Annotated in this window: 12 protein-coding genes; 8 read left to right on the top strand and 4 right to left on the bottom strand. The window is 55.1% G+C overall.

Going from position 1 to position 14,352, the window contains the following annotated elements:
- Positions 1-252 precede the first annotated feature (252 nt).
- The 4 genes from hemY to hemC are packed head-to-tail and all read right to left on the bottom strand — an operon-like array spanning position 253 to position 4,284.
- Positions 253-1,449 (bottom strand): protoheme IX biogenesis protein HemY, encoded by a 1,197-nt coding sequence (hemY, locus tag ACPUC8_RS00235; RefSeq protein WP_039329217.1) that lies wholly within the window; start codon positions 1,447-1,449, stop codon positions 253-255.
- A gap of 2 nt (positions 1,450-1,451) precedes the next feature.
- Positions 1,452-2,582 (bottom strand): uroporphyrinogen-III C-methyltransferase, encoded by a 1,131-nt coding sequence (gene hemX / locus ACPUC8_RS00230; RefSeq protein ID WP_039329219.1) that lies wholly within the window; start codon positions 2,580-2,582, stop codon positions 1,452-1,454.
- 23 nt (positions 2,583-2,605) lie between these two features.
- Positions 2,606-3,346: a uroporphyrinogen-III synthase gene (hemD, locus tag ACPUC8_RS00225; protein WP_039329221.1), complete on the bottom strand. Its 741-nt coding sequence runs from the start codon at positions 3,344-3,346 to the stop codon at positions 2,606-2,608.
- A complete protein-coding gene (hemC, locus tag ACPUC8_RS00220) occupies positions 3,343-4,284 on the bottom strand; it encodes a hydroxymethylbilane synthase (RefSeq protein WP_494925400.1) in 942 nt (313 codons plus the stop codon). Before hemC ends, hemD begins: the two co-directional genes overlap by 4 nt.
- Before the next feature lie 312 nt (positions 4,285-4,596).
- On the opposite strand from hemC, the gene ACPUC8_RS00215 reads away from it, so the two are divergent.
- From ACPUC8_RS00215 to corA, 8 genes are all read left to right on the top strand, one after another.
- The gene (locus tag ACPUC8_RS00215) at positions 4,597-7,158 is read left to right on the top strand and encodes a class I adenylate cyclase (RefSeq protein WP_494925399.1); all 2,562 of its coding nucleotides are present in this window, start codon (positions 4,597-4,599) and stop codon (positions 7,156-7,158) included.
- 135 nt (positions 7,159-7,293) lie between these two features.
- A complete protein-coding gene (lptM, locus tag ACPUC8_RS00210) occupies positions 7,294-7,497 on the top strand; it encodes an LPS translocon maturation chaperone LptM (RefSeq protein ID WP_039329226.1) in 204 nt (67 codons plus the stop codon).
- 29 nt (positions 7,498-7,526) lie between these two features.
- Positions 7,527-8,351, top strand: a complete 825-nt coding sequence (gene dapF / locus ACPUC8_RS00205) for a diaminopimelate epimerase (RefSeq protein ID WP_039329293.1) — start codon at positions 7,527-7,529, stop codon at positions 8,349-8,351.
- A complete protein-coding gene (locus ACPUC8_RS00200; RefSeq protein ID WP_039329228.1) occupies positions 8,348-9,052 on the top strand; it encodes a DUF484 domain-containing protein in 705 nt (234 codons plus the stop codon). The genes dapF and ACPUC8_RS00200 overlap by 4 nt, the downstream gene beginning before the upstream one ends.
- On the top strand, positions 9,049-9,960 hold the full coding sequence (gene xerC, locus ACPUC8_RS00195; protein ID WP_039329229.1) for a tyrosine recombinase XerC: 912 nt from the start codon (positions 9,049-9,051) through the stop codon (positions 9,958-9,960). Before ACPUC8_RS00200 ends, xerC begins: the two co-directional genes overlap by 4 nt.
- Positions 9,957-10,673 carry a 5-amino-6-(5-phospho-D-ribitylamino)uracil phosphatase YigB gene (gene yigB / locus ACPUC8_RS00190; protein WP_039329231.1) on the top strand — a complete coding sequence of 239 codons (717 nt, stop codon included), beginning with the start codon at positions 9,957-9,959 and terminating at the stop codon, positions 10,671-10,673. Before xerC ends, yigB begins: the two co-directional genes overlap by 4 nt.
- A gap of 168 nt (positions 10,674-10,841) precedes the next feature.
- Positions 10,842-13,004 carry a DNA helicase II gene (uvrD, locus tag ACPUC8_RS00185; protein WP_039329233.1) on the top strand — a complete coding sequence of 721 codons (2,163 nt, stop codon included), beginning with the start codon at positions 10,842-10,844 and terminating at the stop codon, positions 13,002-13,004.
- A gap of 320 nt (positions 13,005-13,324) precedes the next feature.
- Positions 13,325-14,278, top strand: coding sequence for a magnesium/cobalt transporter CorA (gene corA, locus ACPUC8_RS00180; RefSeq protein ID WP_039329235.1), 954 nt, complete (start codon positions 13,325-13,327; stop codon positions 14,276-14,278).
- The last annotated feature ends 74 nt before the right edge of the window (positions 14,279-14,352 follow it).

Genomic DNA, 14,352 nt, shown 5'->3' with positions numbered 1-14,352 from the left:
TATGTTTGCTGATGCTACATAAACCTGGGAATGATGCAGAGCCCCTTACGGTATCCGTTGTCCAGCCTGGCAGTATTTGCGCACGCTTTACTGCAGTAAGAAGGACATTACGTTGAGTCGGATACCATCAGTTGTCTGAACGACCTGACTTTACACCTGCTTTTGGCAGGTGTTTTTTTTTGCGATTCTCCCAGCAACAGGCAAAAAAAAGCCGGGACAAGCCCGGCGTGCACAAAAGTAACAATCGTTAAATCAGGGTGCAGGATTGGTCTTCAGCGTGAGCAACAACCCTTCACGGCGCATTTTAGCGGCGTCTTCCGGGCGATGCAGACGGTCATAGACATCGGCTAACCAGGCGTAATCAAAGGCATCCGGGCGCTGCGCCAACGCCTGCTGGAAGGCTTCTGCTGCTTGCTGCCACTCACCGTGGCGCATCAACATCTGGCCCAGCGTGCTATGCAGCAGCGGTGTGGCGCCATGCTGTTTAATTTGCTGACGCAGCGCTTTTTCCAGCGATTGCGGATCGCCACTTTTAATGCGCGGCATCAGCAGCACCAGACGATCGTCATACTGGCGTTTCAGCCCTTCCAATACGATGCTTTGTGCCGTATCAGGATCGTCGCACTCAATCAGATGTTCAGCCATTGCCACCTGCAGCGCCGTTTCCTGACGCGTTTTACGGCTCTGGTTTTGCCACCATTTTTTCAGGCCTTCGCTGCCTTGATCGGCCATCGCTTGATTCATCAGCCCCAGCCAGGCTTGTTGCTGTAAGGCTTCACGCTGGATTTCGTCATTCACCTGCGATTTTTGCATTGATGGCAGAATATCAAGCAATGAACCCCATGCGCCGGTGCGAATATAAGCCTGTTCAGCCAGGCGCAAAACTTCAGGATGGCGTGGAGCCACTTCCAGCAAACGGTCAATACCGTGGCGTGCGGCATGATCTTCGTTACGCGCCAGTTGCAGACGAACGCGAGTGATCTCAACCGGAATGGTGTCGTTTTCAGACAGCTCAGACGCGCGCTCCAGATGCTGATTGGCTCGCACTTCGTCACCGCGCTGTTGAGCCGCTTCGGCGGCCAGCAGGTAGTTAGCGACGGGCTGATCCGCATGGTCAGCATTCTTCGACAGCAGTTTTTCTGCCTGTTTGTAGTCACCTTCCGCCAGTTTCATCAGCGCACTTTGCGTGTGACGCTGCGCACTGCGGCGTTTGCGGCCGGTAAACCAACCACGCGTACGTGCGCCGGTACGGAACAGACGGCGAAGAACCCACTCAATGAACAGAATCACTAACAGACTGAGGATCAAGATGATCACCAGGCCCGTCACACTGGTTTCAACATTCCAGTTATCGGTCTGAATCAGCACGTAGCCTTGGTGGCCGGCGATCATTGGCCCCAACACCACACCTGCAATCAACAGCAGGAAAAGCACCAATACTTTCAGCATGCTTAGCCTCCCTGTTGATCAGCCGGAACCGACGGCTGCGCCAGCAGATTTCTGACGCGTGTTTGCATCAGTTTTTCCAGCAGCGCCTGGCTTTCCAGTGTATCAGGCACATCCATGGCGATGCTCTGCTGGCTGAGTTCATCTAACTGGGCAAGAAACGCTTTGGTGGCAGCATCGTTGGTGTCATACCAGGCACGCACCCATGTTGAAACGGCATCAATCGACTGTTTGTAGATCTCATCCTGATGGCGCGGTACGGCTTGTGCTGCAATCAGCAGACGCGAGCGAATGTTTTCACGCAGATACACGTCTTGATTCGGCGCCAGTAACGGCTGTGCGGTGTTGTCACGGCGACGGATGGTAATGAAATCATCCATAAAGTTGTGCCAGCTCTTCACCAGATTCTGACGCCATTCGTGCAGAGAGCTGGACAGCTCGCCGCCATCAGCATCCATTGGTGCGTCATCGCTGTCATTGTCGGCCAGACGCAGGTTATCTACGCCGTTCGACAACTGATTAAGCTTGAGAATGATGCCGTCATAATCGACCTGGCTCACGGTAGACAAGGAGCTGATGTCCTGGGTCAGTGCGCGGCGGACGTTCATGACGCTAGGGTCGTTCATGTCCGCGAGGCTGGTGTCGGCACTTTTTAACAGCGCTGCCGCCGTGGTGACATCCTGATCGCTCCACAGCTTACGGCCCGCTAACTTGACGAGATAGTCCGCTTGCGCCAACAGCCAGGTGCGCGTGTCGTTGCCGGAGATGGTCGCCACTTTATCCCGCAGCGTTTCCAGCTCTTTTGCGCTGTTATCTTGCTGGGTACGCGCTTCATTTAAGGCGGTATTGGCTGCATCCAGCTGTTGGGTTAACTGCTGTTTGTCACTGCCCAGTTGCTGCTGCAACGCGCTCAGCTGCTCGCTCAGGTTTTGGTTAGTCTGAGCCTGTAAATCGGCCTGGTGTTTCCCATTGAGGTAAAGTCCTGCGCCAATCGCCAGCGCAATCACAATCGCCACTGCACTCAGCACTTTGCCATCGCTTTTTTTATCGCGAGGCTTTTTACCGGCTGGCGTAGGGGAAGTGTCCGCTGGGGTGGTTTCTTCAACCATGGCGGAGGAGGCTTTTTGTTCCGTCATTATGGCTCATCCCGTTGTTAAGTTCAGCGTAACGCACGCAGCAGCGCATCGTTATCGGCACCATCGGCTACATCAATGTCCTGCCAGCCTAATTCGGCGGCTTGTGTAGCCAAACGTTCACTGACGACCACAAGCCGACAGTGCAATAACCATTCCCGACGATCGATTGGCGGAAACAGTGCAAACAGTTGTTGTAACATCTCACCGCTGGTCACCACCAGAGTGGTAATGCCGCGATCGCGCCAGCGGCGACCCTCTATGGCGCCATCGTATTGCTTTTCACAGCGCTGATAGCACTCGCAATACTCGACTTCGGCTCCGCGTGCGATCAGGGTTTCTGCCAGCAATTCGCGGCCAGGACTGCCGCGCAGAATCAGTGCGCGTTTACCTTTCACCTGCTGCAGACGGTTCAGGCGTACCAACTCTTCACTGGTTTCCCGCGCATGAGGATAGTCTACTTTCAGATGACTGACGGTGTGCAGTGCCAAAGAAGTGCTGCGGCCAATGGCATAATAGTCGAGCGCTTTGGGCCAGGTGATGCCCTGGCGCTCAAGGGCAGGATGAGCAAAAAGCACCACCTGCTGTGACAGCAGAAAGACCAAATCGCCCGGCTGCAGTGCCGCCAATTTCTGCGGCAGATGTTCAAGGTCGCGACCCGGCGTGAACTCAATCAGCGGTAACGTCCACGCCAGCTTGCCGAGGGTTCGCAAACGCGAAGCCAATTCACTGGCGGCGGGTTCCGGGCGGGTCACGAGGATGGTCATACCGGCGGTTGTCCTTGATAGACGTCACGCAGAATGTCACGCGCACCGCCATCCAGCAGCTCTTCCGCCAGTGAGATGCCCATTTGTAAGGCCTGATCGCGTGGACCGCGACGTTCAGCCGTCACCATCTGTAGACCATCTGGCGAACCGACTAACCCACGCAACCACAGTTGATCGTCTTCCAGCACCGCAAAGCTACCAATCGGTACCTGACATCCGCCTTCGAGGCGCGTATTCATGGCGCGTTCAGCACGTACGCAAACCGCAGTATCGCTGTGATTGAGCGCTTCCAACAAGGTAATCAGGGTGTGGTCATCCAGGCGACACTCAATACCCACCGCGCCTTGGCCAACGGCAGGTAAAGAGATCTCGGCTGGCATGGCTTGGCGAATACGGTCTTCAAGCCCTAAACGCTTGAGGCCTGCCGCCGCGAGGATGATCGCGTCATACTCTCCGGCATCAAGCTTGCCCAGACGCGTCCCGACGTTGCCACGCAATGAGCGAATAATCAGATCGGGACGACGCGCACTGAGCTGACACTGACGACGCAGGCTGGATGTGCCCACCACCGCACCCTGTGGCAGTTCATCAATAGAGTTGTAACGGTTAGAGACAAAGGCATCACGCGGATCTTCGCGCTCGCAGATGGTCACCAGCCCTAAACCTTCGGGGAAATCCACCGGCACATCTTTCATGGAGTGCACCGCGAGGTCGGCACGATTTTCCAGCATCGCCAGTTCGAGTTCTTTAACAAACAGGCCTTTACCCCCCACTTTCGCCAGTGGCGTGTCGAGGATGATGTCGCCTTTGGTCACCATCGGAACCAGCTCAACTTGCAGTCCTGGATGTGCCGCCATCAGACGCTGTTGGACATATTGTGCCTGCCATAAAGCAAGAGGACTTTGTCTGGTAGCAATTCTGAAAATTTTGTTTAACATGCTGTTAACCATTTTGATCGTTCATCGATTATCCTATCATTGATAGGGGAATGCTGTCAGTTTCAACGGATTGAAAAGGCCTCGATGTCAGAATGTGTCAGCGATTGCGACTTATTCTGAGGTCGAAGTCCGAAAAAGCAGGGCTGCCAACGGAACGTGCTAAACTGTTAGGTAGCGCAACTTTCTTTACGGTCAATCCTCCAGGTGTTAGATTGATCACGTTTCCAGCAATAATTTGCCCGACATCTTTATTATTAAGCGGCAGGTTGTGGAAACAGGGTGCTTAACACTGGGACAATCAGGCGAAACGTCTTGTACCTCTACATTGAGACACTGAAACAGAGACTGGATGCAATTAACCAGCTGCGCGTTGATCGTGCGCTGGCTGCCATGGGGCCTGCTTTCCAGCAAGTCTACAGTCTGCTGCCAACATTACTGCATTATCATCATCCACTGATGCCGGGCTACCTTGAGGGTAGCGTTCCACATGGCGTCAGCTTTTTCACGCCTGATGAAAATCAACAGCAGCTCCTGCAACATCTTGCAGGTGACCAGTCTCTGGATCTCAGCACTGCCGTGAAAGGCGAGCGCCCCATCACCGGTATTTACTCGATGGGCAGCACCTCATCCGTGGGTCAGAACAGTGTGTCTGATCTCGACATCTGGGTGTGCCACCAGTCCTGGCTGGATAATGAAGAGCGCCTCAATCTGCAACGTAAGTGTACGCTGTTGCAGAAATGGTGTGTGTCGATGGGTGTGGAAGTGAGTTTCTTCCTGATCGATGAGAACCGTTTCCGCCATAATGAGAGCGGCAACCTCGGCGGTGAAGACTGCGGTTCAACCCAACATATTTTACTGCTGGATGAGTTTTACCGTACCGCTGTGCGTATGGCGGGCAAACGCATCCTGTGGAACATGGTGCCCGGCGAAGAGGAGCACCATTACGACGAATACGTCATGTCACTCTACTCACAAGGTGTATTGACGCCGAATGAGTGGCTTGATCTTGGCGGCCTCGGCACGCTATCGGCAGAAGAGTATTTTGGTGCCAGCCTGTGGCAGTTATATAAAAGTATCGATTCGCCCTACAAAGCGGTGCTGAAAACCCTGCTGCTGGAAGCCTACAGCTGGGAATACCCCAACACGCAACTTTTGGCGATGGATATCAAACAGCGCTTGCACGATGGCGAAATTGTCTGCTTTGGTCTCGATCCTTACTGCATGATGCTGGAACGTGTGACGCGTTATTTGACCAGCGTCGATGACATGGCGCGCCTCGATCTGGTGCGTCGATGTTTCTACTTAAAAGTGTGTGAGAAGCTTTCTAGCGAAGATCACCACCATCAACGCTCAGGCTGGCGCCGTGAAATTTTGTCGCAGCTGGTCAAAGAGTGGGGCTGGGATGATGACAAGCTCGCGGTATTAGATAACCGCGCGCAGTGGAAAATCGAGCGCGTGCGTGAAGCGCACAATGAACTGCTGGATGCGATGATGCAGAGTTATCGCAACCTGATCCGTTTTGCCCGTCGTAACAATTTAAGCGTCAGTGCCAGCCCGCAGGATATCGGCGTGCTGACGCGTAAACTGTATGCCGCGTTTGAAGCGCTGCCGGGTAAAGTGACGCTGGTGAACCCACAGATTTCGCCCGACCTCTCGGAAGATAATCTGACCTTTATTCATGTGCCGGAAGGTCGTGCCAATCGTGCGGGTTGGTATCTGTACAACCAGTCGCCGGACATGAGTTCAATCATCAGCCATCAGCCGCTGGAATATAACCGCTACCTGAACAAGTTAGTGGCGTGGGCGTGGTTCAACGGGTTGCTGACCAGCAAAACCCGTCTGCACATGAAAGGTAATGAACTCTGCGATCTGCCGCGTTTGCAGGAGCTGGTGAACGACGTGTCGAGCCACTTCCCGCTGCGTGTGCCTGCGCCAACGCCCAAGGCGTTGTACAGTCCGTGTGAAATTCGTCACCTGGCGATTATCGTCAATCTTGAGCACGATCCGACCTCGGCCTTCCGCAATCAGGTAGTGCATTTCGATTTCCGCAAGCTGGATGTGTTCAGCTTTGGTCAGCAGCAGCAATGCCTGATTGGCAGCATCGATCTGCTGTACCGTAATTCGTGGAATGAGGTGCGTACGCTGCACTTCAGTGGCGAACAGGCGATGATTGAAGGCCTGAAAACCATTCTCGGCAAGATGCATCAGGATGCCGCACCGCCCGATACGGTCGAAGTGTTCTGCTACAGCCAGCACCTGCGTGGTTTGATCCGCACTCGCGTGCAGCAACTGGTTTCCGAATGCATTGAGCTGCGTTTGTCGAGCACGCGCCAGGAGCCAGGCCGCTTTAAAGCGCTGCGTATGGCAGGGCAAACCTGGGGCCTGTTCTTTGAGCGCATGAGCGTCTCGGTGCAGAAACTGGAAAACGCAGTGGAGTTCTACGGTGCGATTTCCAACAACAAACTGCATGGGCTATCGATCAAAGTCGAATCCAACCAGACGCCGCTACCGCCGGTGGTGAATGGTTACGCCAGCGAAGGCATTATTCAGTTCTTCTTTGAAGATACTAATGACGATCGTGGCTTCAACATCTATATCCTCGACGAGAGCAACCGCGTTGAGGTTTATCATCATTGCGAAGGTAGCAAAGAAGAGCTGGTGCGCGATGTCAGCCGGTTCTACTCGTCATCGCATGACCGTTTCACCTACGGTTCCAGCTTTATCAACTTCAACCTGCCGCAGTTCTATCAGATTGTGAACACCGGCGATCGCTTCCAGGTGATTCCGTTCCGCAGCCAGACGCTGACACAGCTCTGCGCCACGCAGCCCGATAACGATAACGGCGACTTCCAGCCACGCTACCAAATGCACTGATCCCGCCTGCGTTCGCGCGGTGGGATTGGCTTTTCCTCTGACTCGCTCCCGGATTTGCGGGTATTTCCTGTTGCTTTTACAACGTCAACTGCGATGATAAGCAGCAATGGCTTAAGGACAGAAAGAGCAGACAGAATGAGACGAATGATAAGTCAGCTAGGCATGGGGCTGGCACTGGTCAGCCTGGTAGGTTGTGGACTGAAAGGACCGCTGTATTTCCCGCCGAAAGATCAGCCGACCAAAAGCAATCAGCAAGTGACCGAGCAGCAGCAAAAAGCCGCTCAGAATGCTGATGTGAATGGTTTGGTGACCAGCAAACCTGGTGTACAGGCGAACTAATTCCTATGAGTCATCCGGCGGAGCAGAAAATGCAGTTCTCGAAAATGCACGGTCTCGGCAACGATTTCATGGTTGTCGATGCCGTGACGCAAAACGTCTTTTTTTCGCCGGAGCTGATTCGCCGTCTGGCGGACAGGCATCTGGGGATCGGTTTTGATCAGTTGCTGATCGTTGAACCGCCTTACGATCCGGATCTCGATTTTCACTACCGAATTTTCAACGCCGATGGCAGCGAAGTGGCGCAGTGCGGTAATGGCGCGCGCTGCTTCGCCCGCTTTGTGCGTCTGAAAGGGTTGACCAACAAAAGTGACATTCGCGTCAGCACGCAAACCGGCCGCATGGTGCTCAGCGTGACGAACGATGAACTGGTGTGCGTCAACATGGGCGAGCCCAATTTCGACCCACAACAGGTGCCGTTACGTGCCAACAAAGCCGAAAACCTTTACCTGCAACGTGTTGCCGAGCAAACCGTGATGTTTGGTGCGGTATCGATGGGCAACCCTCACTGCGTGATTCAGGTTGAGAGCGTGAAAACTGCACCGGTGGAAACGCTCGGCCCGCTGCTCGAAAGCCACGAGCGCTTCCCGGAGCGCGTCAACGTTGGCTTTATGGAAGTGGTCAATCCTGAACATATCCGTCTGCGCGTGTATGAACGCGGCGCAGGCGAAACTCAGGCCTGTGGCAGCGGCGCCTGTGCGGCGGTGGCTTGTGGTATTCAGCAGGGCATTTTAGCCGCGAAAGTGCGCGTCGATCTGCCCGGCGGAACACTGCATATTGCCTGGAAAGGGGCGGGTCAGCCGCTGCTGATGACCGGTCCAGCCACACACGTCTATGATGGGTTTATTCATCTATGAAAAATATCGAAGAGCAAACCGACAGCGCGGTTTTGCTGGACGATCAGTCGGTTAGCGCATTCCTACGCCAGAATCCCGACTTCTTTATTCGCAATGCGCGCCAGGTCGAACAGATGATGGTGCCGCACCCGGTGCGCGGCAGCGTTTCCCTGGTGGAGTGGCATATGGCGCGTCAGCGCAACCATATCCAACAGTTGGAAGAGGAGATCACCCTGTTGATGGAGCAGGCGACGGCCAACCATCAACTGTTTGATCGCCTGCTGTCGTTGCAGGGACATCTCGCTTCAGCAGACAGCCTGCAAGAGATGCTCACACGCCTGCATCGCTGGGCGCGCGATCTTGGCCTTGCAGGTGCCAACGTGCGTGTCTTCAACGACAAATGGCATATCGGTGCGCCTTCTGATTTCACGCAACTGGGCTTATCGCGCCAGGCATTTGAGCCGTTGCGTATCCAGCGCTTTGGCAACGAACATCATTATCTGGGGAGCCTGAACGGCCCGGAATTGTTGCTGCTGTTACCGCAGGCCAAAGCGATTGGTTCTGTCGCTATGTCACTGATGGGTGAACGCGGAGAACTGGGCGTGCTGATGTTTAGCAGCCGCGATAACCAGCACTATCAGGCGGGCATGGGCACCTTATTGTTACAGCACCTGGCGCAAATGTTGCCGGATCTGCTGTCACGCTGGATTGAACGTGCATGAGCGACGTCAGCCCGCTGTGGCCCACCGTTGAGGGCTTTCTGCGTTATCTGAAAGTCGAACGCCAGCTTAGCCCGCTTACGCAAAAAAATTACACCCGTCAGCTGCAGGCGATGGTCGCCATGGCTGATGAGATGAAGATTGTTGCCTGGACGCAGCTGGAACCCGCCCAAGTCCGCCAGCTTGCCGCGCGCAGTCGTCGTGGAGGGTTAGGGGCCAGCAGTCTGGCGCTACGTATGTCAGCCTTGCGCAGTTTTCTCGACTGGCAGGTCAGCCAGGGCATGTTGAGTGCCAACCCGGCAAAAGGGATATCCACACCGCGCAATGCGCGCCATCTGCCCAAAAATATGGACGTTGATGAAGTCAACCAACTGCTGGAGATTGACATGAACGATCCGCTGGCGGTGCGCGATCGCGCGATGCTCGAAACCATGTACGGCGGCGGATTACGTCTGTCCGAGCTGGTGGGCATGGATTGTCGTCATGTTGATTTAGATGCCGGTGAAGTGTGGGTGTTGGGTAAAGGCAGCAAAGAGCGGCGCGTGCCGATTGGTGGCACCGCCGTGACCTGGCTGCAACACTGGCTTCCGCTGCGTGCCAGCTTTGCGCCACAGGATGATGCGGTGTTTGTCTCTAGCCGGGGCAGCCGTATTTCGGCGCGAAATGTGCAAAAACGCTTTGCCGAGTGGGGTATTAAGCAGGGCGTGGCCAGCCATATTCATCCCCATAAACTGCGTCACTCGTTTGCCACCCATTTGCTGGAGTCCAGCGGCGATCTGCGCGCGGTGCAGGAGTTGCTGGGTCACGCCAATCTGTCGACCACGCAAATCTATACCCATCTCGATTTCCAGCATCTGGCAACGGTCTATGACGCAGCACATCCACGTGCTAAACGAGGAAAGCCTGAATGAAGTTTTACCGCCCGCTGGGCCCGATCAAAGCGATCACCTTTGATCTCGACGATACGCTGTATGACAACCATCCCGTGATCCGCAAAACCACCGCAGAATCTCATGCCGCGTTGCAGGCCTTCCATCCTGCGCTGCGTGAATTTACCCCTGCGGACTATCAGGCGCTGCGTGACGAATTGCTGGCGCGTGAGCCGGAGATTTATCACGACGTGTCTGAGTGGCGTCGCCGCTCGGTTGAGCTGGCGATGATCAATGTGGGGTTGTCAGCCGCTGAAGCCACCGCCGGGGCCAGTGAAGTGATGAGTGTGTTCCACCAGTGGCGCAGCGAAGTTGAGATGCCCGAAGAGACACACCAAACGCTGACGTGGCTGGGCGAGCGCGTGCCGTTAGTGGCGATCACCAATGGCAACGCCTGCCCAGAGAAACTGGGCATTGACCACTATTTCCAGTTTGCCCTGCGCGCCGGTCCTCATGGCCGTGCAAAGCCTTGGCAGGATATGTATCAGTTGGCCTCCGATCGTTTAGGTATCGCACCTGAGCACATTTTGCACGTCGGCGACGATCTGACCACCGATGTGGTGGGTTCACTGCGTGCGGGCATGCAAGCCTGCTGGATAAACCTGCGTGACGGTAACCTGATGAAGATTGACGATGCGCGCCTGGTGCCGCATGTGGAAATTCATCAGTTGGCATCGCTAACCTCGCTGCTATAATGCTGTATGTTCATCCAGCTAATCACTGGGTGATTACAGTCATTTCCTGACGCACAAATCGTAGCGGCGCAATGTATTGCGCGATAAATCGCGCCGCTACAAATGGTGCGTTGATGGAGTGCCGGAGAACGGCATTCTGGAACCTCTCTTATTTTTCAAACGGTGCTTATGGACGTTTCTGATCTGCTTAACGGCTTGAATGACAAACAGCGCGAGGCGGTCGCCGCACCGCGCAGCAACCTGCTGGTGCTGGCCGGAGCAGGCAGTGGTAAAACCCGCGTGCTGGTGCATCGTATTGCCTGGCTGCTGTCGGTAGAAAATTGCTCGCCTTACTCGATTATGGCGGTGACCTTTACCAACAAAGCCGCGGCGGAAATGCGTCATCGTATCGATCAACTGATCGGCACCAGCCAGGGCGGCATGTGGATCGGAACGTTCCACGGTCTGGCGCACCGTTTATTGCGCGCGCATCACCTTGATGCCGGCTTGCCGCAGGACTTCCAGATTCTCGATAGCGATGACCAACTGCGTCTGCTGAAGCGTCTGATCAAAGCCATGAACCTTGATGAGAAACAGTGGCCTGCGCGTCAGGGCATGTGGTACATCAACGGCAAAAAAGATGAGGGCTTACGTCCGAAGCATATTGAAAGTTACGGCAATCCCGTTGAGCAAACCTGGCTGCGCATTTATCAGGCGTATCAGGAAGCCTGCGATCGCGCGGGCTTAGTGGATTTCGCTGAACTGCTGCTGCGTGCCCATGAGCTGTGGCTCAACAAGCCGCATATCCTGAATCATTATCGCGAGCGCTTCAGCAATGTGCTGGTGGATGAATTCCAGGACACCAACAACATTCAGTACGCCTGGATCCGCATGCTGGCGGGTGATACCGGTCGGGTGATTATCGTGGGCGATGACGATCAGTCGATCTACGGCTGGCGTGGTGCGCAGGTCGAGAACATCCAGCGCTTTCTGCAGGATTTCCCCGGCGCGGAAACCATTCGTCTGGAGCAGAACTACCGCTCGACCAACAATATCCTTAAAGCCGCTAACACACTGATCGCCAATAACAATGGGCGCCTCGGTAAAGAGCTGTGGACCGATGGCAGCGATGGCGAAAAGATTTCGATCTACTGCGCCTTTAACGAATTAGACGAAGCGCGCTTTGTGGTTAATCGCATCAAAACCTGGCATGAGAACGGCAATGCGCTGCAGGATTGCGCCATTCTCTATCGCAGCAACGCCCAGTCTCGTGTGCTGGAAGAGGCGCTGATTCAGGGCAGCATGCCGTATCGCATTTATGGCGGTATGCGCTTCTTCGAACGCCAGGAGATCAAAGATGCGTTGGCCTATCTGCGTCTGATGGCTAACCGCAATGATGATGCGGCGTTTGAACGCGTGGTGAACACGCCGGTACGGGGCGTGGGCGATCGCACGTTGGATGTGGTGCGTCAGACGGCGCGCGATCAGCAATTAACCTTGTGGCAAGCCACGCGGGAACTGCTGCAAAACAAAGCCCTGGCGGGACGTGCCGCTTCTGCGCTGCAACGCTTCTGCGAGCTGGTGGATTCACTGGCCACGGAAACCGCTGAAATGCCGCTGCACGTGCAAACCGATCGGGTGATTAAAGACTCGGGCCTGTGGATCATGTATGAGCAGGAGAAGGGTGAAAAAGGCCAGGCACGCATCGAAAACTTGGAAGAACTGGTGACGGCAACGCGCCAGTTCAGTTATCAGGACGAAGATGAAGACCTGATGCCATTGCAGGCGTTTCTTTCACATGCTGCGTTGGAAGCGGGTGAGGGGCAAGCCGATAAGTGGCAGGATGCAGTGCAATTGATGACTCTGCACTCCGCCAAAGGGTTGGAGTTCAGCCAGGTCTTTATCGTCGGTATGGAAGAGGGCATGTTCCCGAGCCAGATGTCGCTGGATGAGGGCGGTCGTTTGGAGGAGGAGCGTCGCCTGGCGTATGTCGGCGTCACGCGTGCGATGGAAAAACTCACGCTGACCTACGCCGAAACCCGCCGCCTTTATGGTAAGGAAGTGTATCACCGTCCTTCGCGCTTCATTGGTGAGTTACCGGAAGAGTGTGTGGAAGAGGTGCGTCTGCGCGCCAGCGTCAGCCGCCCGGTGAGCCATCAACGTATGGGCACGCCCATCGCGCAAAATGACAGTGGCTTTGCGCTCGGACAGCGCGTGCGCCATGCCAAATTTGGTGAAGGCACCATCATCAACCTTGAAGGCAGTGGCGAGCATAGCCGCTTGCAAGTGGCGTTTCAGGGCCAGGGAATCAAGTGGCTGGTGGCGGCTTACGCCCGTCTGGAAACGGTGTAGCGCGGTTGCGCTACCTTGACGACTTTTTCGTCTCAGCGTAACATGCGCGCACTATTATCATGAGAGGACAATGCCTTGGACGCGCCCAGTCGATGCTGGCTCAACCGCCTGTTTAACAGGAACAACTCCTAAGGTCACCTCTCATTGCGGGTAGCCTTAGCGGTTATCAGCGACCTCCCTTTACACTCTCGTCGCACGAGTCAGCACTGATTTACCCTTGAAGCGAAAGTTTCCGCGTTCAGGCTTTGCCGTGCCCGTTTTGCCTCTGGCATCACGGAGTGCCGCCTTGTCCCATTCCGTCTGCAATGGGGAGTATTGCTATGCTGAGCGCTTTTAAACTCGAACGCGATCGCCTGACGCGCATCGAGCTGGAAGAAAATAACGACAAACTGAATACGTCGGTTTGGGTCGATTTGATCGAGCCTGACGACAGCGAACGTGATCGTGTGCAGTCTGAGCTGGGCCAAAGCCTGGCAACCCGTCCGGAGCTGGAGGACATCGAAGCCTCAGCGCGATTCTTCGAAGACGAAGATGGCTTGCACATTCACTCCTTCTTCTTCTTTGAAGATGCGGAAGACCACGCCGGTAACTCCACCGTGGCGTTTACCATTCGTGAAGATCGCCTCTATACGCTGCGTGAACGTGAGCTGCCTGCTTTCCGTCTCTATCGCATGCGCGCGCGTAACCAAACGCTGACGGATGGCAATGCTTACGAGCTGCTGCTGGATCTGTTTGAGACCAAAATCGAACAGCTGGCGGATGAGATCGAGAACATCTACAGCGCGCTGGAAAAACTGAGCCGAGTCATTATGGAAGGCCAGCAGGGTGAAGAGTACGATCAGGCGCTGTCGCGTCTGGCAGAGCTGGAAGATATCGGCTGGAAAGTGCGTCTGTGTTTGATGGATACGCAGCGTGCCCTGAATTTCCTGGTGCGCAAAGCGCGCTTGCCGGGTAACCAGCTGGAGCAGGCGCGTGAAATCCTGCGCGATATCGAATCCCTGTTGCCGCATAACGAATCCTTGTTCCAGAAAGTTAACTTCCTGATGCAGGCGGCGATGGGCTTTATCAACATCGAGCAGAACCGCATTATCAAGATCTTCTCGGTGGTATCAGTGGTGTTCCTGCCGCCAACGCTGGTGGCTTCAAGCTATGGTATGAACTTCGAGTTTATGCCTGAGCTGAAGTGGAGCTTTGGTTATCCGGGGGCGATCACCTTGATGATCCTTGCCGGGCTGGCACCTTATCTCTACTTCAAACGTAAAAACTGGTTGTAACGATTTCGGGGCCGCATTTGCGGCCCTTTAAACTGGCGCCGCATCACAATTCTGCGTAGGCTGTTGTCACTTCT

The organism is Pantoea sp. CFCC18177 (assembly GCF_059412425.1).
The sequence above is the reverse complement of the archived record's forward strand: the minus strand, read 5'-3'. Positions and strand labels throughout refer to the sequence as shown.

What these genes read in the sequence shown, in the direction of transcription:
- hemC (WP_494925400.1), bottom strand. Translation starts at nt 4,284, where the DNA reads ATGTTAAACAAAATTTTCAGAATTGCTACCAGACAAAGTCCTCTTGCT.
- hemD (WP_039329221.1), bottom strand. Translation starts at nt 3,346, where the DNA reads ATGACCATCCTCGTGACCCGCCCGGAACCCGCCGCCAGTGAATTGGCT.
- yigB (WP_039329231.1), top strand. Translation starts at nt 9,957, where the DNA reads ATGAAGTTTTACCGCCCGCTGGGCCCGATCAAAGCGATCACCTTTGAT.
- dapF (WP_039329293.1), top strand. Translation starts at nt 7,527, where the DNA reads ATGCAGTTCTCGAAAATGCACGGTCTCGGCAACGATTTCATGGTTGTC.
- ACPUC8_RS00200 (WP_039329228.1), top strand. Translation starts at nt 8,348, where the DNA reads ATGAAAAATATCGAAGAGCAAACCGACAGCGCGGTTTTGCTGGACGAT.
- hemY (WP_039329217.1), bottom strand. Translation starts at nt 1,449, where the DNA reads ATGCTGAAAGTATTGGTGCTTTTCCTGCTGTTGATTGCAGGTGTGGTG.
- uvrD (WP_039329233.1), top strand. Translation starts at nt 10,842, where the DNA reads ATGGACGTTTCTGATCTGCTTAACGGCTTGAATGACAAACAGCGCGAG.
- corA (WP_039329235.1), top strand. Translation starts at nt 13,325, where the DNA reads ATGCTGAGCGCTTTTAAACTCGAACGCGATCGCCTGACGCGCATCGAG.
- xerC (WP_039329229.1), top strand. Translation starts at nt 9,049, where the DNA reads ATGAGCGACGTCAGCCCGCTGTGGCCCACCGTTGAGGGCTTTCTGCGT.
- lptM (WP_039329226.1), top strand. Translation starts at nt 7,294, where the DNA reads ATGAGACGAATGATAAGTCAGCTAGGCATGGGGCTGGCACTGGTCAGC.
- hemX (WP_039329219.1), bottom strand. Translation starts at nt 2,582, where the DNA reads ATGACGGAACAAAAAGCCTCCTCCGCCATGGTTGAAGAAACCACCCCA.